Origin of the sequence: Flavobacterium sp. WC2416, from assembly GCF_041200095.1 — a bacterium.
GTDB lineage: Bacteria > Bacteroidota > Bacteroidia > Flavobacteriales > Flavobacteriaceae > Flavobacterium.
This window is the reverse complement of sequence record NZ_CP165626.1, coordinates 797002-818718: the sequence shown is the minus strand read 5'-3', so window position 1 is coordinate 818718 and position 21717 is coordinate 797002. Positions and strand designations below refer to the sequence as shown.

The 21717-nt window shown below is 33.2% G+C and carries 10 protein-coding genes; 1 reads left to right on the top strand and 9 read right to left on the bottom strand.

Annotation, left to right across the window (positions count from 1 at the left end; genetic code table 11):
• Positions 1-2: 2 nt before the first annotated feature.
• From AB3G39_RS03425 to AB3G39_RS03390, 8 genes are all read right to left on the bottom strand, one after another.
• Positions 3-2225, bottom strand: coding sequence for an alpha-galactosidase (locus tag AB3G39_RS03425; RefSeq protein WP_367772425.1), 2223 nt, complete (start codon positions 2223-2225; stop codon positions 3-5).
• Positions 2226-2315: 90 nt separating this feature from the next.
• Complete coding sequence (locus tag AB3G39_RS03420) at positions 2316-5450, bottom strand: glycoside hydrolase family 2 TIM barrel-domain containing protein (protein ID WP_369766026.1); 3135 nt, start codon at positions 5448-5450, stop codon at positions 2316-2318.
• 382 nt (positions 5451-5832) lie between these two features.
• A complete protein-coding gene (locus tag AB3G39_RS03415) occupies positions 5833-7350 on the bottom strand; it encodes a RagB/SusD family nutrient uptake outer membrane protein (protein ID WP_369766025.1) in 1518 nt (505 codons plus the stop codon).
• 10 nt (positions 7351-7360) lie between these two features.
• Complete coding sequence (locus tag AB3G39_RS03410) at positions 7361-10435, bottom strand: SusC/RagA family TonB-linked outer membrane protein (RefSeq protein ID WP_367772430.1); 3075 nt, start codon at positions 10433-10435, stop codon at positions 7361-7363.
• Between the two features lie 161 nt (positions 10436-10596).
• Positions 10597-11649, bottom strand: a complete 1053-nt coding sequence (gene galT / locus AB3G39_RS03405) for a galactose-1-phosphate uridylyltransferase (RefSeq protein ID WP_369766024.1) — start codon at positions 11647-11649, stop codon at positions 10597-10599.
• 1 nt (position 11650) lies between these two features.
• The gene (galK, locus tag AB3G39_RS03400) at positions 11651-12820 is read right to left on the bottom strand and encodes a galactokinase (RefSeq protein ID WP_369752709.1); all 1170 of its coding nucleotides are present in this window, start codon (positions 12818-12820) and stop codon (positions 11651-11653) included.
• A gap of 115 nt (positions 12821-12935) precedes the next feature.
• Complete coding sequence (locus AB3G39_RS03395; protein WP_369769685.1) at positions 12936-15377, bottom strand: DUF4982 domain-containing protein; 2442 nt, start codon at positions 15375-15377, stop codon at positions 12936-12938.
• 1 nt (position 15378) lies between these two features.
• Positions 15379-16404, bottom strand: a complete 1026-nt coding sequence (locus tag AB3G39_RS03390; protein ID WP_367772438.1) for an aldose epimerase family protein — start codon at positions 16402-16404, stop codon at positions 15379-15381.
• A 126-nt stretch (positions 16405-16530) separates the two neighbouring features.
• Here AB3G39_RS03390 and AB3G39_RS03385 point away from each other — a divergent pair, with 126 nt between their 5' ends.
• On the top strand, positions 16531-17529 hold the full coding sequence (locus AB3G39_RS03385) for a GntR family transcriptional regulator (protein WP_367755762.1): 999 nt from the start codon (positions 16531-16533) through the stop codon (positions 17527-17529).
• 32 nt (positions 17530-17561) lie between these two features.
• Here the strand turns inward: AB3G39_RS03385 and AB3G39_RS03380 are convergent, their stop codons facing one another.
• The gene (locus AB3G39_RS03380; RefSeq protein WP_369752712.1) at positions 17562-21518 is read right to left on the bottom strand and encodes a two-component regulator propeller domain-containing protein; all 3957 of its coding nucleotides are present in this window, start codon (positions 21516-21518) and stop codon (positions 17562-17564) included.
• Positions 21519-21717 lie beyond the last annotated feature (199 nt).

Genomic DNA, 21717 nt, shown 5'->3' with positions numbered 1-21717 from the left:
TTTTATTTCACTTCTGTTATTTCAAGAACTACACTTGTTCTTCTCAAATTCACATTTGGATTGATCCCTGCTTTCATCAAGAAATCACCACTATACACCTTGTCAGAAGCAATTGAGGATGTTGTTCCTGGAAACAGGTTAATTTCTTTTACCGTATATTTTTTCTTTGGATCCAAACCGTTTAATACAACTGGTCGCTCAGTTGCTGTAATACTAAACCTATTATTCACTAAGTAATTAAAAACGACAGCTTTGCTTTTCTCTGGATTTACATACATTAACGCTGCGATATCATTTTCATGAGGATTAACCAAACGAAACATATCTCCATGCCAAACGACATCTTTAAATGAATTGTAATTTGAAATAGCTTGTTTGCAAAATGTTTTATCATCGGGATTTAATTTGCTTGCTACAATATCAAAACCTAATTTTCCCATACTAGCCACATCAACTCTAAATTTTAGTGGTTGTTTACCCCAATCCGTTACGTGGTTGCAAGTTGTAATCGAAGGAAAGAAATAGGAATAATCCCATTGAACAAATATTCTTTCTAAAGGTTCCGTATCATCCGTAGGCCAAAATTCTGTAAAATACTTCAAGAATTCATAATCGCCACGACCACCTCCGCCAGAGCATAACATCATTGGCACTTTTGGGTATTTAGCTCTAATCCGCTGTAGTACTTTATACAATCCTTTAGTATAATCAACGTACAAATTAGATTGTGGCAATCCCTTTTTATTAAGATATGCCGAATAAGCGTTATAAATTGTCGCATTACAATCCCATTTTATAAAGGCTAATTCGGGATTTTTTACAAATAAATCATCTACAACACCAAATACAAAGTCCTGTACTTCGGGATTTGACAAATCTAAAACAAGTTGGTTTCTATAATAAATCTCAGGTCTTTCTGGTTGACGAATTACCCAATCTAAATGTTTTTCATACAACTCACTTTTAGGATTTACCATTTCAGGCTCTATCCAAATACCGAATTTCACCCCTTCTTTTTTGGCTTCTTTAACCAAATAACCTAAGCCACTTGGTAATTTCTTTTTATTTTCTTGCCAATCACCAAGCCCAGCATTGTCACCATTTCTTGGATATTTATTTCCAAACCAACCGTCGTCTAACAAGAACATATCGACACCCAAGTCTTTAGCGTCTTTAAATAAGTCTTTTATTTTATTTTCATCAAAATCAAAGTAGGTAGCTTCCCAATTGTTCAACAAGGTAAGTCGTTCTCCTTCGCCATCTAAAACTCTATATTTTCTTGCCCAATCGTGTAAATTCCTACTAGCATCTCCTGTTCCATGATTTGAAAGCACATAAATTAAAGAAGGCGTTTTAAAAACTACATTTGGAGCCAATAAATATTCCGAAGCAAAAGGATTGATTCCTGCAATTAGCCTAAGATTTTTATTAGAGTCGACTTCAAATTCCAATTTAAAATTACTACTCCAAGCTAATTGTCCTAGCAATACCGTTCCTTCATTTTCTGATGCAGGTTTTCCAAACGAGACCATAAAATTAGGACTTTGCGTAAGCATCGCTCTAGTTCCCAATTTGCTGTCCAGAGATCTCATTCCTTGTACAAGCTTAGTCTCCGCAGGTTGCATTTCTTTTAGATATTCTCCTTGAAAACTGGTGAGATAGAAGTTTTTTCCTCCAAAAAATAAATTTGCCGAAGCGTATTTTTGTAACAATACCGCTTTCTTTTCATTGTGTTTTATTTCAGTCCATTGTTCGATTACATTTTCCTTTGGCCAAACTTTATAAAACAAAGTTACCTCAAATGGATAAACGGGATCTTTAAGAACGATACTTGTAAGAGCGCTATTAGCGTCAATTTTTTCCGTTTTATGACTTACATATTTCAGTTCTAAAGAAGTGTTTCCATCAGCATGTTTGACCTGGATTGCTGGTTCACTAAGATTCCAAGTACCAGATGGTGTATATGCTGAATTGTAAATTCCCTGATTAGAATAATCATAATTATATCCAGCTGAAACCGCTGCGAATTCATTTTCGTTTTCAAGTGGTTTACCAAAATAAACGGTCATCAAACGGTTGTCATTATCTGTTTGCAACAGCATCATATTGCTATTAGTAGCAATAGGTATTGTCACTTTCTGGGCCCATAAACTAATTGCGCCAAACATAAAAAACAATGTAAAAACACCTTTTAAATGGAAACAGCATTTTAATTTTTCTTTCATAATAATTATTTTAAGTAGCAACCTCTTGCAACAGTTTCGATTATATAGCAGTCCTATTTTACAACATATAAAATAGGACTGCTAATCTATTTATTTTTTTATTGGCTTAATAACGAAACCGTAACTATATTCTTTGTTTCTCAATTGGTATTGTTCGTGTGGTATAGCACCCCAGCTATTGTCTCCTCCAAGACCTCGTTGTGCTAAATCTACACAAATTACCACTTCATTACGTGGAGTAATATCATTTGTATGACGGTATTTTTTGGTTAAACCTGCATCAAAATCTTCAGGATAATTATTCAAAGCACTAACTCCTAGTGGTTGCAAGCCTTGAATCTCAATTCCGTTTCCAGAGTTATTTGTCAACGTTATCCAGCGAATATCTGTTTTATATCCATTTTCTTGAGGACGAGTATAAGGAACATATTGATCAGCAACTTTGCTTTCGTAAATTCCTTTCAAAGAAGATGTATTCCTATCTTGATAATTTTCCCAAGGACCTCTTCCATAATAACTAAAGTTATCCAACTCTTTTTTTAGTGAGAATAACATCCCAAAACGAGGCATTTCAGATAATGGGTTATCTCCGGCTTTGAATGAATTTTGTAATGTTAAGCTTCCATCGGCATCCATAGTGTAAGTAATCGTATAGGTCGAAGCAATATCTTTCAAGAAAAGATGTGCTACAACAGTTGTTTTACCAGACACTTCTTTGACTTCAATGCTATTCAAACTACTGAATCTTCCCACAGTTCTCCATACATTACTACTTACCTGCATGTAGTTACCAAAATCATTATCTGTTGGTGCTCGCCAGAAATTAGGAACAGGCATTTGATTAAAATAATTTTCCTCTCCAGATGTATATTTCTGCATTAAACCCGTTTTTTTATTTATGGTTACTTCAACCCCATTTGCACTTAAAGTAATCGCATCCTTAGTGTCTTTAACTGTTGCATTTGTACTAGCATTTACAACTTTAGCAAAATACTTGCTTTCTCCTATAGAAAATTGCTCCCTTGCGATTTCAAAATTTTGAGGTAATAATTCAGTACCTTCTTTTGTATACGCAAAAACATTTAAAAGATACTCAACTCCATCTTCTGCATTTAGTTTTGGCAATTCAATTTGAACTTGTTTTTTAGATTGTGGAGCAAGACTAATATTAATTACACCTGATTTTATAACTAACCCATTTTTCAAAACTTCATATTTGAAAAGGTATTTATCAAGATTAGTATAACCAAAACCATTTTCGACTTCGATAATTCCTTTCTCTAAATTTATCCCCTTGAAAAGTATGTCTTGATACACTTTTTTTACTTCAAAAGCACCAGGGTGCGGCGTGCGATCTGGCCAAACCAATCCATTATGACAAAAATTCTCGTCGTTAGTGTAGTTTTGACCTCCCATATCACCACCATAAGCCCAGTATTTTCTACCAGCTTCATCTGTTTGTTCAAAGCCTTGATCAACCCAATCCCAGATGAATCCACCTTGCATGTTAATACTACTGTGAATAATGTCCCAATACTCTTGAAAGTTACCGTTACTGTTACCCATTGCATGTGAATACTCGCACATGATGAAAGGACGTTTTACATCTTTGCGATTAGCATATTCCTTCATATATTCCATACTTGGATACATTGGACAAACAACATCAGTGTTTTCTTGTTCCCCAGCTTGCTCAAATTGAACTAATCTCGTTTTATCTCTATTTTTTATCCATTCGTAAGCCTCGTGAAACACAGGTCCATTTCCACATTCATTACCTAGTGACCATAGAATAACCGAAGGTTGATTTTTATCGCGCTCCACTAAGCTATAAATACGATCCATATGAGCTGCTTTCCATTCTGGGAGATACGCTGGATGCTTTGTTTTATCAAATGAACCTTGAAGTTCAGCTCCCATTCCATGCGTTTCAATATTCGCCTCGTCAACTAAAAACAAACCATATTTATTGCACAGTTTTACCCACAATAAATTATTTGGATAATGGCTGCAACGCACCGCATTAATGTTTAGTTGTTTCATTAACTTGATGTCCTTCATCATGGTTTCTTTATCTTGATAATGACCGGTTTTTGGGTTATGCTCATGAATATTCACCCCGTGAACCATGATTCGGATGCCATTAACTAATAATTGTCCGTTCTTCAATTCTACTTTTCTAAAACCGATAGAAGTGGCAACCGTTTCTACAAATTTGCCGTTTTCATCCTTTAACGTAAGTACTAAAGTATAAAGGTTAGGTGTTTCATTATTCCATAATTTAGGGGAACTAACATTTTGTACAAACGTGGTTGATGAAGCCGCATTGGCACCTAAATTCATTTTAATTGTTTTTACAAAAACTTCTTTTCCTGTAGCATCAACTAATTTAGCTACAACAGTTTGATTGTTCTTGGCAACCGAATTGGTATTTTTAAGTTTAATATCTACAGATAAACTTCCGTTTTTATAAGTAGCGTCAAGATCAGGACGAGCAAAGAAATCAGCAATACGCGTATTTGCTGTACTATAAAGATAAACGTCTCTGTCAATTCCAGATAGGCGCCAAAAATCTTGATCTTCTAAATAAGACCCATCGCTCCAACGATAGACCTCAACGGCAACCTGATTTACGCCTGCTTTTACATACTTCGTAATATCAAATTCAGTTGGGCTTTTAGTATTCTGGCTGTAGCCCACTTTTTCTCCATTTATCCAAATATACATGGCAGATGTTCCCGCTTCAAAATGAAGGTAAACACGACGTCCGTCCCAGTTTTCTGGCAACTCGAAAGTACGGCGGTAAGACCCAACAGGATTATCGGCATGATCAATGAATGGTGGATTTTTGACAAATGGATACGTAATATTAGTATAAATAGGAATTCCATATCCCACTAATTCCCAGTTGGAAGGCACTCCAATCTCTTTCCAGTTGGTCGTATTAAAATCGGGTTTAAAGAAATCTTTTGGTCTTTCATCCGGTGTAGGAGACCAATTAAACTTCCATTTCCCGTCTAAACTCATATACCATGGTGAACGAGTATAGTCATCCGCAATTGCTGATGCTTCATCTGCAAAAGGTAAAAATGCAGCTCTAGCTGGCTCACGATTAATCTGAAATACTTCAGGGTTTTCCCAGTCATTGCGACTTGGTTTTTCCTGGGCAAAGACAATTAAAGATATAACAGCAAAAATGCTAGTTAAAATTGTTCTTTTTTTCATATTCACTATTTTTTTAGGTAACTATTTTCTCATTTAGTTCTTTAATTTACAATGAATTGGCTTGCATTATAAAAGTAAAGGAACCCTGTTTTGTTTAAAAATAGCACAAATGATTAATTGCAGTACTACTGCAATTAACCATCTGTCACTATTTATTCTTATCAGTTATTGGGTGTGATTATTTTGACATTAATTTTAGCTCTATTTTGTTTTTTAACAGTGTAAGCCAATGTCTCTATCCAATAAATGGATTAAAAACGTTTTTCAACAACATCCCAAATTTCATTTAGTATCAAAATTTGCTACATCATTAAACCATTAAACTTCTGTAGCCGTTTTTTTTATAAAATAATAACACCCGAGAACTAATTATTGTACTCTATTACCAATTGGCATTTTGAGTCATCTTAGGATTATTGTTTAATTCACTTTCTGGAATAGGAAAGTAATTGTATTTGGCTGAGTAATTATTGTAGCCTTCTCTTAAACTTTCTTTAATCACTTTTTCTAATGTACCCCATCTTCTTAAATCATACCAGTGAAGTCCTTCACGAGCAAATTCAACATTTCTTTGATGCATAATTTCATCCATCATTTGAGTTTGAGTCCATCCTGTCATTACAATGCTAGTTAGCTTCGCTCTGTCTCTAATTCTTTTAACTAAAGGGATTGCACTTGCCACTTTTCCTTGCATAGTTTGCGCTTCAGCAAGCATTAAAAGTACATCGGCATAACGCATAGCGTATTCATTCAATTCTGATTTCCAATCTCCTTCATCGTTATTCCACCAGTTTTGATTTTTTCTAATCCAAATAGCATTTGCTCCAAATTTTGTTGCAAAATCAGCATTATAATACATGCTTCCTGGGTAGTTCCATGCCAAAGTAGCCGTCGCTCTTGGATCAAAACCTCCATCTACCGTTTTCTCTTTGGTCAGTGCATTCAATAATGTTTTTGAAGGCAATAACTCAAACCATCCACCTACTTCACCAGGAGCACATTCTTGAGCCATTGTTGTAGCTCTAGTTCTTTGTGCTGGTTCTCCTCCCCAAATAGTTGCTCCACCTACTCTACTAAACTGAATTTCAAATACAGATTCTTTACTGTTCTCATGCTTACCATCAAATAATTGAGCATAATCATCCAAAAGACCGTATCCATTTGTCCCTTCGTTATTTACTAATTTAGCAAATTGCTCTTCGGCTTTTGCCCACTCTTTTCTATATAAATACGCTTTTCCAAGATAAGCAATAGCAGTATTTTTAGTTACTCTCCCTTTTAAAGCCGCAGGATATATTTCTGGTAACGGACTAGTAGCTGCTAATTGAAAATCAGCAATTATTTGGTTCCAAACTTCATCTTCAGTCGACTTTTCTTTAAAGTAATCGGATGGGTCTTTTACTAAATCAGTAAATATTGGCACACTTCCAAATTCAATTACTAAATTAAAATAATTCAATCCTCTTAAAAAACTAGCTTCGGCAACTAATTGCGCTCTTTTAGTTTCATCAATATTTTTGATTTGTGGAGCATAATTTATCACCTGATTGGCACGAAATATCCCTATGTACATTGCTTTAAACATCCCTGTAGTTTCTGCCGTACTAGGACTATTTTTATAAGTAGCAACTGCAAAACGTCCAGGAACGTCATTTCTAGCAATAAAGTTTTCTGTTCTATTCTCTTTTAATTGCATGGCTTGAATTTCCCAATACCCTGCATTATTATTATCTACTAATGTATTATATACCGTAGCTAATCCAGACTCCAGATCGGCTGGTGTTTGCCAGAAAGATTCTGTTGTTAATTTATTTGGGTTCCCAAATTCAAGGTTGTCTGAACAAGAACTTAGCGTTACAAGTCCACCCATAAAAAATACTATGATTAATTTCTTTTTCATTTTTGTCGATTTAAAAGTTAAGTTGAATTCCAAATGTAATTGTCTTGCTTAACGGATAAGATTTATAATCTATCCCTCTACCTCCAAGTCCATCACTTGAAACATCTGGATTATATCCTGTATACTTAGTAAAAGTATGCAAGTTGTCTCCGGCAACATATAATCGGCATCTGTCAATCGCTAATTTTTGACTTAAGCTATTCGGGATAGTATACCCAACTTGGACCGTTTTGATTCTAAAGTAAGAACCGTTTTCAAGAAAACGATCAGAATAGTCTGCTCCATTATCATTTAAATCGTCAATGTCCAATCTTGGGAAATTTGAATTTGGATTAAATGTATAAGAGTTTAAAGTTGCACTAGAATAATTAATGTTTGATCTTACAGTAGCGATATCCGTATTATTACCATTATAAATCATATTTCCTTGCGTCCCTTGAGCTGCTATTGTAAAGTCAATTCCTTTCCAATCAGCTGTAAGACGTAAACCATATTCAAAATCTGGGAAAGCACTTCCTCTATACTGTCTATCAGCACCATCAATTTGCCCATCACCATTAAAGTCAACATATTTTATATCTCCTACTTGTGCTCTTGGTTGGATTGGATTTCCATTTAAAGTATAAGCATCAATTTCTTCTTGAGATCTGAATAAACCATCCGTTTTAACAAGAAAAAAAGAATAAATAGGATATCCTACTTTACTATACGTTACTGCTGCTCCGTGGAATGATCCACTAGAACCTGCTAGAATTTGACTTCCTGTACTTAAATCTTCTACACGATTTTTTACACTAGAAATATTAGAAGAAACAGAGAAATTAACTTCTCCTACTTTTTTATTATAAGTCAATCCTAATTCAAAACCTTTGTTAGACACTTTACCAGCATTCGTATAAGGGTCATTGCTAGAACCTACTGACAATGGAATTGGCACACGCAAAAGTAAATCTGTCGTATTTTTTTCAAAGTAATCAGCAGTAAAGTCTAATTGACCATTCCACATTGACAAATCAACCCCTACATTTGCAGTTGCAGTTGATTCCCATTTTAAACCAATTGCAGGATATTCTTGTTGAATATTACCAATCCATAATGAATTTGGCTCGCCCACTGCATAGCTGATTCCTGGAGAAATCAAACCAAGATACTGGTAGTCTCCAATTTCTTGATTCCCTAATACACCATAACTAGCACGTAATTTTAACTCAGATACAGGTAAGTTTAACTTGGTGAAAAAATCTTCTTTTCCAATTCCCCAAGCTGCAGAAATAGATGGGAAATTCCCCCATTTGTTTTCTGGGCTAAAACGAGAAGAACCATCACGTCTAAATGTTGCAGTAAAAATATATTTATTGTCATATGAATAAATAGCACGACCAAGGAAAGACATTAATTTACTTTCACTTGCTAAACCAACAATTGAAGGATCTTCTGCTCCAGCAAGAACATAAATACCATCAGGTAATCCTGAAACTGAACCTGAAATTGAACGAAATTTATTTTCATAAACCGTATGTCCAACTAATAAATTTACAGAATGTTTTCCAAAAGTTTTAGAATAATTCAACGTATTTTCTATTTGATAATACTGATTCATATCACTTCCTTCAGCTAAAGTATTCTTTAAATTCTTAAAGAAACCACCCACTTCGTAACGAGGTGTATAATTATAAGCTTTATGCTCAGAAATAGTTGCCCCTACGTTTAACTTATATTTAAAACCATCAAAAAAACTTGCTTCAGCATAAGTGTTTATCAATGCTTGGTAATAATCATTCTTTACATCAAAAAGATTCAAAGCAGCAACTGGATTAAATATATCCGTTACTGAACCAGATGCACCTCCATAACCTCCGATGGCGTTTTCGTCATAAATGGCAAAACCAGGAATCATTGATATTGCTGATCCTACAACATTTCTTCCTTGTCCAGGAACACCTGGTAAATCTTTTCTTTTTTCTTTGGTCAACATTACTGTTTCACCAATTTTAAAGATCCCTTTTTTATAATCCGATTTAACTCTTAAATTAACACGGTCATAATTAGTCTCTTTAACAACTCCTTCTTGATTAAAGTAGCTTAATGACATACTATACTTCACATTATCAGAACCTCCTGAAAGTCCCAATGAGTAATTTTTAGTTGGAGCCGTTCTGAATATTTCATTTTGCCAGTTTATACCTGCACCCGAAACTTCTGGGTTTAGAGCAATATCCAACGGCTGTTTTCCTGCTGCGGTATAGGCCGCAGTACTTACTTTTGCCCATTCCTCTTGATTTAACAAATCTAACTTTTTAGCTACGCTTGCAGACCCAAAAGAAGAATTGAAAGATACTTTCATATCTCCCTTTTTACCACTCTTTGTTGTAATTAAAATAACCCCATTTGCAGCTCTAGACCCATAAATGGCGGCAGCAGATGCATCTTTCAATACTTGAATAGACTCAATGTCATTTGGATTCAAATTATTCATTGATGCTACTGCAATATCATCAACTAAAATCAACGGATTATTATTGTTTAATGATCCAGCTCCTCTAATCTGGATTTTAGTTCCAGAACCTGGAGCACCTCCACCTGATTCTACTGTTACACCAGCAATTTTTCCCTGAATTGCACTACCTAAATTCGTGTTACTTTGAGCGTCTAATTGTGATGCTTTTAAGCCTCCAACAGCTCCAGTCATATCACTTTTCTTGATAGTACCATATCCAATAATAACAACTTCATCTAAAGTGTTATTTTCTTCATTTAATACTACATTAACGATTTTTCTGCCTTTAACAGCCTCTTCCACTTTACCATATCCAATGTAAGAGAATACTAAGGTTACATTAGAATCACTTACATTTAATACATAATTTCCATCAACATCAGTCATGGTACTATTGGTAGTCCCTTTGACAAGTACAGAAGCTCCAATAATAGTTTGAGATGTCTTTTGATCTATAACAGATCCCTTTATCGTATTTTGAGCTTGCAAACTAATACAAGAAATCAAAATAAAAAGAGATAAAGTGAGTTTAGAAGTTAAGAAAGTTTTAATCCTTAACATCTGATTTACGTTCTTCATGGTTTTCATAAATTCATGTTTTTAATAATTGGTTGGTTAATAATTTTTTTTTTTTTGCTTAATCATTCTTAAAAAAAAACACAAAAGTTTTGCAACCCTACTTAAAAAGAAGGAAATTTAAATTGAGCTCTAATTCAATTTTTAAGTGTATATTTTAAAAGATTTTTTTACTATAGGCGCGTCTTATAATGAACTTCTGATTGGTTTTTCAGAAGTTCCGCACTTTTTTCAGGGGTAATATCTCTTTGTGATTCTCCCATCATTTCATATCCTACCATGAATTTTTTTACGGTTGCAGAACGTAATAATGGTGGGTAAAAATGCATATGAAATTGCCATTCTGGATGTTCCTCACCATCAGTTGGAGCTTGATGAATTCCTGAGGAATAAGGGAATGACGTTTCAAAAAGATTGTCGTATTTAATTGTTAATAGTTTTAAAATGGATGCAAAACCAGTTACCTCATCAGTTGTAAAATCAGTAATTTTTGTCAAATGACGTTTACTGATAATCATTGTTTCATAAGGCCAAATAGCCCAAAAAGGAACCAATGCTACAAAATGATCATTCTCGATTACAATACGCTCATTTAGTTTTAGCTCTTCTTGCAAATAATCCTGCAATAAATTACTTCCGTTTTTGTCTAAATACCCTTTTAAATTATTTTGCGTTTTCTCTACTTCTGTTGGTAAAGAGGATTGTGCCCAAATTTGTCCATGCGGATGCGGGTTACTGCATCCCATAACACTTCCTTTATTTTCAAAAATTTGAACGTGATTGATGTAATCTACAGCACCTAAATCCGTATATTCTTTTTGCCAAGTATGAATAATGTTTTCAATACCTTCCACTTCCATTTCAGGCAATGTCAAATTGTGTGTTGGTGAAAAACAAACCACACGAGAAATACCTCTTTCCGGTTGTGCTTTAAAAAAAGTGTTGTTTTTGTTTTCTTCAAAAGCAATCTCTTCTTGCTTTAAAGCGGCAAAATCATTTTCAAAAACAAAGGCATTTTCATACGATGGATTTACTTCTCCATTCGCACGCACATTTCCTGGACACAAGTAACAAGTTGGGTCATATTCTGGCAAAGAATCTGAGGTGACTTTTTCATTTTGACCTTGCCAAGGACGTTTAGCACGGTGTGGCGAAACCAAAACCCATTCGTTGATTAATGGATTATAGCGTCTGTGCGGATCTTCGTTGATATCAAAATTTTTCATTCTAATTGTTTTTATAAAGTGTTGTTCCGTTTCCGATTTTTACATCATAAATTTTTAATTCTATTCCAAAAGTCTCAAAATAAAGTGCCGAAAGCTCCTTTTTGATTCGGTCTTCATGTCCTTTTTTAATTAAGTTAATGGTGCAGCCGCCAAAACCACCACCCATTAATCGAGAACCTACAACTGCTTCCTCGTTTTTAAGGGTATTGACAATCATGTCTAGTTCAGCACAACTTACTTCATAATCTGACGACAATCCTTCATGTGTTTCAAACATTAACTTCCCAAGAGTTTCAATATTTCCTTTGTCTAATGCTTCACATGCTAGGATAACCCGATTGATTTCTTTTACTACAAAAAGACTTCTTTTAAAAACATTAGGACTCATTACATTTTGTAATCCTAAAATATGTTGCTCTGTACAATCTCTAAAACTTGATATCTCAGGAAAATTATTTTTCACAATTGCAATCCCTTCTTCACACTGTTCTCTTCTTTCATTATATGCCGATGTCATTAAGGAATGCTTCACATTTGAATCAAATAAAATCAAAGAATAATCATTAAAATCAGCATTATGATATTCGTATTCCAATGTTTTGCAATCAATTTTTATTACCTTATTTTCTAAACCCATCACACTAGAAAATTGATCCATGATTCCACAATTAATCCCTACCCAATGTTCAGCACTTTGCCCCATTAGCGCCATATCAACTGGTTTTATATCCAAATTAAAAAGTTCATTTAGTCCAAATAAAAAACCACACTCTAAAGCTGCAGAGGATGATAACCCAGAACCAACTGGAATATTACTGCTAAAAACACAGTTGAAACCTTCAAACTCAAAACCTTTTATTTTCAATTGATTGATAACCCCTCTCACATAATTAGTCCAAACATTGTCGGTCAATTCAACTGAATCTGCAAGGTTAATTTCAAATTCATCATTAAGATCAATTGCAACTATTCTTGATTGATTTGTATTGTTTTTCTCGAAAGCAAAACAAATAATTTTATCAATTGCCGCTGGCAAAACATAACCATCATTATAATCAATATGTTCTCCAATAATATTAATCCTTCCTGGAGAAAGCACAATTTTTTCTGCAGTTGAACCAAAGGTTTCCTGAAAAAAATTGGTAGTATTTTTAATTAAAATATCATTCATTATTTTGAAATTATTATTCTTAACTGTATTAGTTTTCGAGGCTTGAACCACTTTTTCCCTTTTAAAATCCTTCTCTTTATAAGGTATCACTGCAATTCTTGCTTCGACTTTTTATTTATTTTGTAGATACTAAATTTAATTTACCACTCTTAAGCCCTGCTCCATTTACTTCGAGCTTTACATCCCCAGCTGTTGTTGTCGATTTTACAAGTACTACTAACTTTCCACTAAAAAGTTTCATAGTATCTTTATGAAACATTTCGAGCGAAGTAGCATCCCCATTACAAGCCGCCCTGTAAGTACCCGCTCCTGTAACTTTAAATTTTAATTGGTTTGTTGCCGTAGGGCACGGAATTCCATTTTTATCAACTACTGATACGGTGACAAAAGATATATCTTCGCCATTAGCAGTGATTGTTTTTCTGTCCGCGTCTAAAACTATTTGGTATGGCTTACCAGCAGTTTTCACTTCTTGTTCAGCAACGGCTTTTCCATTGTCGTCATAAGCCACCACTTTCACCGTTCCTGGCTCATATTTCACATCCATCCACATTAAACGGTAGCGGTTTTGTGGAGTACTGCTATCTTTTTTCTGTACTCCCATACTTTTACCATTTATAAAAAGTTCCGCGCTGTTGTAGTTCGTATAGACAAAAACAGGAGTAATTTCTCCTTCACGGCCTTCCCAGTTCCAATGTGGCAAAATATGAAGAGTTGATTCCTTCGTATTCCAACGGCTTCTGTATAAATAATAGCGATCCTTAGGTAAACCCGCTAAATCGTTAATTCCAAAATAAGAACTTCGAGACGGCCAGCTTTCATCATAAGGTGTAGGTTCACCCAAATAATCAAAACCTGTCCAAACAAATTCACCAATAACCCAAGGTTTATCATCTTGAAGAACAAAATCTTCATCGGGTACATTAGACCAGCTACACGCTTCTAAATCATAAGATGAAGACTGAAAGTCAGGATATTGCTTCATTTTTTCTTGAACCACAGGAAATTTATAAATCCCTCTAGAACTTACAGTTGAAGCAGTTTCTGAACCTAAAATAAAACCTTGTGGAAATTTCGCAAAGGCTTCATCATATAAATGCACACGATAGTTTAAACCTGGAACATCCAACACTGCTCCAAAACCAGATTCCATAGTCGCTTTTACTTGATCCATACCCACAGTTACTGGGCGTGTTGGGTCTTCTCTATGAAATATTTCTTGCAACCATTTGGCTCTTTTTACACCTGCTTCTCCCCATTGATCAGGCACTTCGTTTCCAGCACTCCACATTACAATAGAAGGATGATTTCTTGTTGCACGCACCAAATTCACGATGTCTTTTTCGGCATAATCCTCAAAAAAACGATGATAACCATTCTCTACTTTCGGTTTTGCCCATTCATCAAAACTCTCTGCCAAAAACAAAAAACCCATTTCATCAGCCAATTCCAGTTGTTCAAAAGAGGGCATATTGTGTGAACTACGGATCGCATTGCAACCCATATCTTTTAATATCATCATTTGTCTGCGCAAAGCAGCTTTATTTACTGCAACTCCTAGTGGACCAAGATCGTGGTGCAGACAAACGCCTTTAAATTTAGTTACCTTCCCATTTAGACTAAATCCTTTATTGGGTTCGTATTTTATTTCTCGAATTCCAAAAGGAGTTGACATCACATCTTTCAGTTCTTTACCAACATACAATTGGGAAACCGCTTTATATAAATAAGGGGTTTCAGGGCTCCATAATTTTGGATTTTCAACTTTTATATTTTGATCAAACTCATTTCCGAATTGTATCGTCGACTCCTCAGAGTTTAGTTTATGTCCTTCGGCGTCAAAAATAGTGGTAACTAAACGGGTGTTTTCCCCAGAAGTTTTTGTCTTAATATTAACTTTAGCAACTTCGTCATTTATAAAAGGTGTCGTTACAAACTGTCCCCATTGGTCAATACTTTCGTTATTTTTTATAATAACACTTACATTTCGATATAAACCAGCACCAGGATACCAACGTGAAGCAAATTCTTTATTGGTTAGTTTTACTGATAAAGTGTTCTCTCCTTCTTCTACAAATTGGGAAACATCAAAATAGAAATAACTGTAACCATACGCCCATTCTCCTACTTTTTTTCCGTTCAAATACACTTGAGGTTCGCTCATTGCCCCTTCAAAAAGTAAAATTATTTTCTTCCCTTTTGAATCTTTAGGTAATGTAAATTTATTGCGATACCAGGCCGTTCCTATGTGAGGTAAAGCTCCTGTGCGCCCAGTTTTTTCGGTAGCTACATTTTCTCCGTTTTGAACAATGGCAACACTCTGCTTATCTACATTTTTATCAAATGGCCCGTATATTGCCCAGTCATGTGGAACAGTTACAGATTCCCATTTCGAATCATTAAAATTTATTTTTGACGCCTCTTCAAAATCTCCTTTTTGAAATTTCCAATTCGTATCTAATTTTATTTTTGATTGTGACTGTGCTTGAATTTCTCCAGAAGAAAAACCCAATACAATTAGCAATAAAAAAAGTATGTTGTTTATAATTTTAATCATTTTAAAAAGATTGAAATTTATAAATTGTTTTATGATGATATAATTCTTCTTTTCTCAAAATTGAACTTGGAAAATGTTCGTGATTTGGAGCATCTGGGAAATTTTGTGTTTCAAAACAGATGCCACTTAAAGGATGATAATCGCAATTTTCTTTGCCTTTTACTTCATTAAAACAATTGCCTCCAACATAAATATGAACTCCAGGTTGATCTGTATAAACAGTCATTTTTAGCCTATTCTTTTTGTTGAAAAGTGAAGCTGCAAACTCCTCTTTATTATCCAAAACAAAGGTGGTATCAATTTCCGATGGACATTTTTTGGGACTACTAAAATCAAATGAAGAACCGGCAATGTTCAAAAATTTTCCTGTTGGAATATTTTCATTTGTAGTTTCCAGAGTTCTTTTAGAATTAACTATTAACTCTTGCTCTAATATGTCTGATTTGTGACCATCAAGATTAAAATAACTGTGATGTGCTAAATTCACAATAGTGTCTTCACTTGAACTTGCTTGGTATTCTATAATTAATTCATTTTCTTCCGATACCGTATAAGTCAACTTAACCGCAAGCTCTCCAGGATAATTTTCTTCTCCATTAGGGCTTAAACAACTTAATGTAATCGATGGGTTTTTACCTTCAGTCCAATTTTCTACAGTCCAAATTTTTTGGCTAAAGTTCTCAATACCTCCATGAAGAGAATGATTATTGTTATTTTTATTTAATAAAAATGCTTTCCCATTCAAATTAAATAAACTGTTATTTATTCTTCCAGCAAATCTCCCCACTGTTGCTCCAAAATAAGGAGGACTTTTCAATTGAAAAGATTTTAGATACGCTTCTAAATTATCGAACCCTAAAACAACATCAATGACTTCGCCAGTTTTTAATGGCATTTTTAATGAGACTACGGTAGCTCCATAGTTTATAACGGTTAATTTCATACCGTTTTTGTTACTTAAATCAAAAGACTCAATAACCTCCTCGGTAGTTGTTAAACCAAACAATTTCATTATATAATTAGTCATAAAATATGATATGTGTTTTATTTCTATTCTTTTTTTATCAATATCAAAAATCAAAATTAGAATAATAATTCACTTTTACATACCAGTACCTACCAGTTTTTGTATATTGCAAAAAAAATCAGTCTCATGAAAACAATTTCCATTAAAAACAATCTTGGGATACCCAAATACAAACAGATCATCTCATCAATAGAAAAAACTATTGAAGATGGCAAACTAAAAAAAGATGAAAAATTACCTTCTATAAACAAAGTATGCTTAGAATTCTCATTGTCCCGCGACACTGTTTTACAGGCGTATGAAGAATTGAAAAAAAGAGGAATAATCTATGCTATTCTCGGAAAAGGGTACTACATAAAAAGCACTGAAATAAGCACTAAACAAAGGATTTTCTTATTATTTGAAGAGCTAAATATCTTTAAAGAAGACATCTACAACTCTTTCTTGGAAAACATAGGAAAAGAGGCCCAAGTTGACATCTTTTTTCATCATTTTAACATCCAAGTTTTTAAAAAACTAATAAATGAAAGCAATGGAAACTATACTAAATATATTATAATGCCAACCAATTTAGTGGAGGCAGCATCCGTTATAAAAACCCTACCGGTTAACGATGTTTACATATTAGACCAAACAAATCCTGATTTAAAATTGTATCCTGCGATATATCAAAACCACCTTAAAGACATCTACAATGGCTTACTTAAAGGAAAATCAAAATTAAATAAATACAAAAAAATTATCTTAATATTTCCTGGGTTTCGAGAACCATTAGGAATGAAAATAGGTTTTGAAAATTTTTGTAAAGACCACAATTTCAACTACGAAATAACACCCGACTTTAAAAATAGAGAAATAAAAAAGGGAGAAGTCTACATCATTCCAACGGATCGAGACCTCGTAAGTGTAATTGAAAAGTCAAAGTCTCAAAACTTAAAATTAGGCAGTGATTACGGTATTATTTCATATAACGAAACTCCATTGAAAAAGATTGTAGAAAATGGAATTACGACCATTTCTACCAATTTTGAAGCTATGGGAAAAATTCTTGCACAAATGATTCTACAAGGAAAAAAAGAGCAAATTGAGAATAAAAGCGCATTGATTATTCGAAATTCTTTGTAAAATAATTTGAGATTTGAAACAAAACATCCCTATTAATTTTTCATTGAAATATAATCTGATGGAGACATTTTAAAATGTTTTTGAAAATTTCTACCAAAACTGGTTTGCGATTTATATCCTACCATTTCAGCAATTTCATACATTTTATAATCTCCATTAAGCAACAATTCAGCCGCCTTTTTTAATCGGACAATATTGATTAATTCATTTGGACTCAAATTAGAAATATCTTTGATTTTTCGATACAAAGTTGACCTGCTCATATTCATAATCTCCGATAGGGATTCTACACTTAAATTTTGATCTGTAATATTTTTAATAATCTCATCATCTAATTTTTTCAAAAAAGCTTCGTCCGTTTTATTGTGAGCAATACTTTTGATGTGCGAAAGGGGAGAGCTGGCATAATATTTCATTATTTGCTTTCTGTTTTCAATTAAATTTGAAGACTGAACTTTTAAATATTCCATAGAAAAAGGCTTGGATATATAGGAGTCAGCACCTACTTCAAGTCCGTCAATTTGTGATTTAAGTGAATTTTTTGCCGTTAACAATACTACTGGAATATGGCTTGTTTCAAGATTAGTTTTAATTTTTTTACACAACGTAATTCCATCCATCACAGGCATACCAATATCACTGATAACTAATGAAATATTTTCATTATGAATTATTTCCAGAGCTGACTCTCCATTATTTGCAGAAAAAACAATGTAAGAAGAAATAAGTTCTTTTGTAATAAAATCCAACAAATCTTCATTATCTTCTACGACAAGAATAGCAGTTTTTTCGCTCTTTCCTTCCAACTCTTTTATTACACTTTCATTATTGCCAGAGTCTTTAGGAAACTCATCATATAACATAAATTCTTCTTCCTGATGCAGCGGAACAATAAGTTCAAAAACATTTAATTCCGACTCTATAAAAACCAATTGTAAGCTCCCATGATGAAGTTGTGTTAAAGACTGTGCCAAGGACAATCCGATGCCAGTTCCTGAATTATTACCCATATTTTCTACTCTGAAAAAGGGTTCGAAAATTTTATCTTTTAAATAACTAGGAATCAAATTTCCATCATTTTTAACCAACAGTTTTAATTTTTTTTCGTCCCTAGTTAAACTTACAATCACCTTATTATTGGAGTATTTAATTGCATTATTAAACAAATTACTGAGTATTTTTTTTAAAGCTTCTTTATCAACAAAAGCATAAATATCTTTATCACTTAAATCGAGTTCAAAATCAATGTTTTTTTCCTCTATTAGCTGACTAAAACGCAGGTGCAAGTTTCTCATAACAGCAGAAATATTTGTCTCTACAAAAGTGAGTTTTAAGCCTCCAATTTCTGTTTTTCTAAAATCCAAAAGTTCATTTACCAGCTTGAGTAATCTGGAGGTATTTTTTTTCATTATTAAAAGATTCTGAGGAATCTCTGGTAATTCATAATCAAAATTCAATAATTTTTCTAAAGGACTTTTAATAAGCGTTAAAGGCGTTTTTATTTCATGAGCCACATTGGTGAAAAACTCTATTTTCGCATGATAAATTTCTTTCTCTTTTTCATCATTCAGATGCTTAATTTTTCGATTGTTTTTCTCTTGAGTCACATTATTTGAATATCTAATAATTGCAAATAACCCGCAACATAATACTATAAAGTAAAATACATATGCATAAATACTAGCCCAAAACGGCGGGAGTATTTTTATAGTTATAGTAGCTTCTTTACTCCAAACTCCAAAACTATTTAATGATTTTACTTTAAAAGTATAAGTACCAGAGGCAAGAGCCGTAAAAAAAACTTTATTATTCCTTCCTAAATACACCCAGTCTTTATTAACGTTTTCTAGCTTATACCAATATTCAGTCAGTTGCGCACCAGTATAATTTAAAGCTGCAAACTCAATATTAAATGATGACTGATCGTATTCCAACTCTAACTCATCTAGGTATGAAATGGATTTTTTTAGAGGTGAATTTTCCTCATTTGTCAAAACCTCTTTGTTATTTATTTGCAAACTGGTTATAAATATTTCCGGTTTATATTTATTTTTAGTGAAGTTTTTAGGATTAAAACTAATCATCCCGTTCAGGTTACCAAAATACATATCTCCATTACTATCTTTAAATGCAGAGTTATAATTAAACTGGTCACTTAACAATCCGTTTGCAGTGGTGTAAATTTTAATACTTGTGTGATCTGAACCAAAATTCACTAATCCCTTGGAAGTTGTTATCCATAGATTTTTCAAGTCATCTTCTACTATAGAATAGAACACATTACTAGGAAATCCATTTGTTGTGTCGAATTTAGTAAAGCTTTTCGTTTTTTTATCATAAAGATTCAATCCATTCTCTGTAGCAATCCATAAATTATTGTTACTATCTTGAAAAATACAGTTTATAGAACTGTTGCTAATCCCCTTTTTGTCTTTATAATTGTATCTAAAGATCTCATTTTTCTTGTTTTTAGAATCATAAAACAATAATCCTTCTCTATAAGTTCCAGCCCAATAATTACCATCAACATCCTCCATAAAAGTAGTATAATGCATGGTTTCAGGAAATATACTAAAGAGATCAAAATTATCTTCGAGTTCATTGTATTTGTAAATCCCTATTGAAGTCAGTATTAAAAAATCCTTGTTTCTTGTTTCATAAAAGCTAAATACAAAGTTGCTTTTAAGCGCCCCTTTGGCGCTACTAGCTTCATAATGTTTAATTACTTTTCCTGTATTTCGATTTAAAACATCTAAACCATGCTCAAAAGTTCCTATCCAAATATTGTCCTTTCTAGGCAATAAAGCATGAATATTATAATAGGACACTGAACCTGACCTTCCATTTGGTTTAAACGAAGTGAATACCTGTGTTTTTGTATTAAATTTATTCAAACCAGCATCTTCAGTACCTATCCAAAAATCACCTTTATCATCTTTATGAATTTCTCTTACCGCACTTCCGCTAATGGAGTTTTGATTGTTTTTGGGGAAATATTTTTTAAATTGTGTATACTGTTTTTGATGGTAATTAATGCCCCCAAAATAAGTTCCTATCCAAACACCCAATTCCTTGTCAATAGTTATAGAATAAGCCGCATTATCTGAAATACTAAAGGGATCGTTAAAATCTTTTTTAAGATTAGTGTATTTATTTGTTTTGATATTATAAATAAACACACCCGATTCACTAGCTATCCAAATTTCATTATTTGTTTTTTTATTGAACTGACGAACAAACAAACATTCATTTTTGGCAAATGGCAATGCTACTGTTTTTTTAGTGATAGGATTGTACGAAAGAACACCATGTTCTTGTGTCCCAATTACTATATTATTAGTATCTACAGCATAAATAACAGTTATCCTATAAGGAGTTTTACTTACAGCATCATAATTCAACACAACATTCTCAAATGACAAACTTTCATCTGAATAGTGGTACAGCTTGTTTAAAGACGAAACCCATATTTCCCCTTTTGCATCTCTAGTTATTGATGTTGCAATAAAATAACTATTAGGATTGAATGTCGTAGTTTCATTTTTTAGTATTGAATATTTATAGAGAATGTTACCTGAAATAAACCATATATTACCATGTTCATCATGCTCTATTGTCGCAATTCTATCATTAATGGCCTCATTTAGAATACTAAACCGATCTGCTATTTTATCATATTTATACAACCCCTTATCAGTTCCGATCCAAATAATTCCTTTGTATTCATGCAGCGATTGAATATAGTTACTACCCAAACTATGAATAGGATCACCATTCCCGCGGTAGGTCTTAAATCCATAGCCGTCAAATCTATTTAATCCATCTTTTGTACCAAACCACATAAAACCATCTTGGTCTTGTAACGAAGTTAAAACGGTATTATTCGAAAGTCCTTCTTCTACTTTATAGTGCTTAAAATAATAGTCTTGAGCATATAAAAAATTAGTAAAAAAACAAATAAGAATTACAAAATATAAGAATTTACTCATGTTTTTAAATTTGATGTTAATCGACAACTTCTACAAATCGTCTCAATTGTATTCCAAATGTTGCAACAACATAATTTTTTAGCATTAAAAAAGAAATCTGCATCATTTACAAGTAATATTGACACAAATGAATTGATTTTTTTCGAATAAAAAAGGCCTAATTTGAATTTTGAAATAAAACATATTGATATTTTTTTAG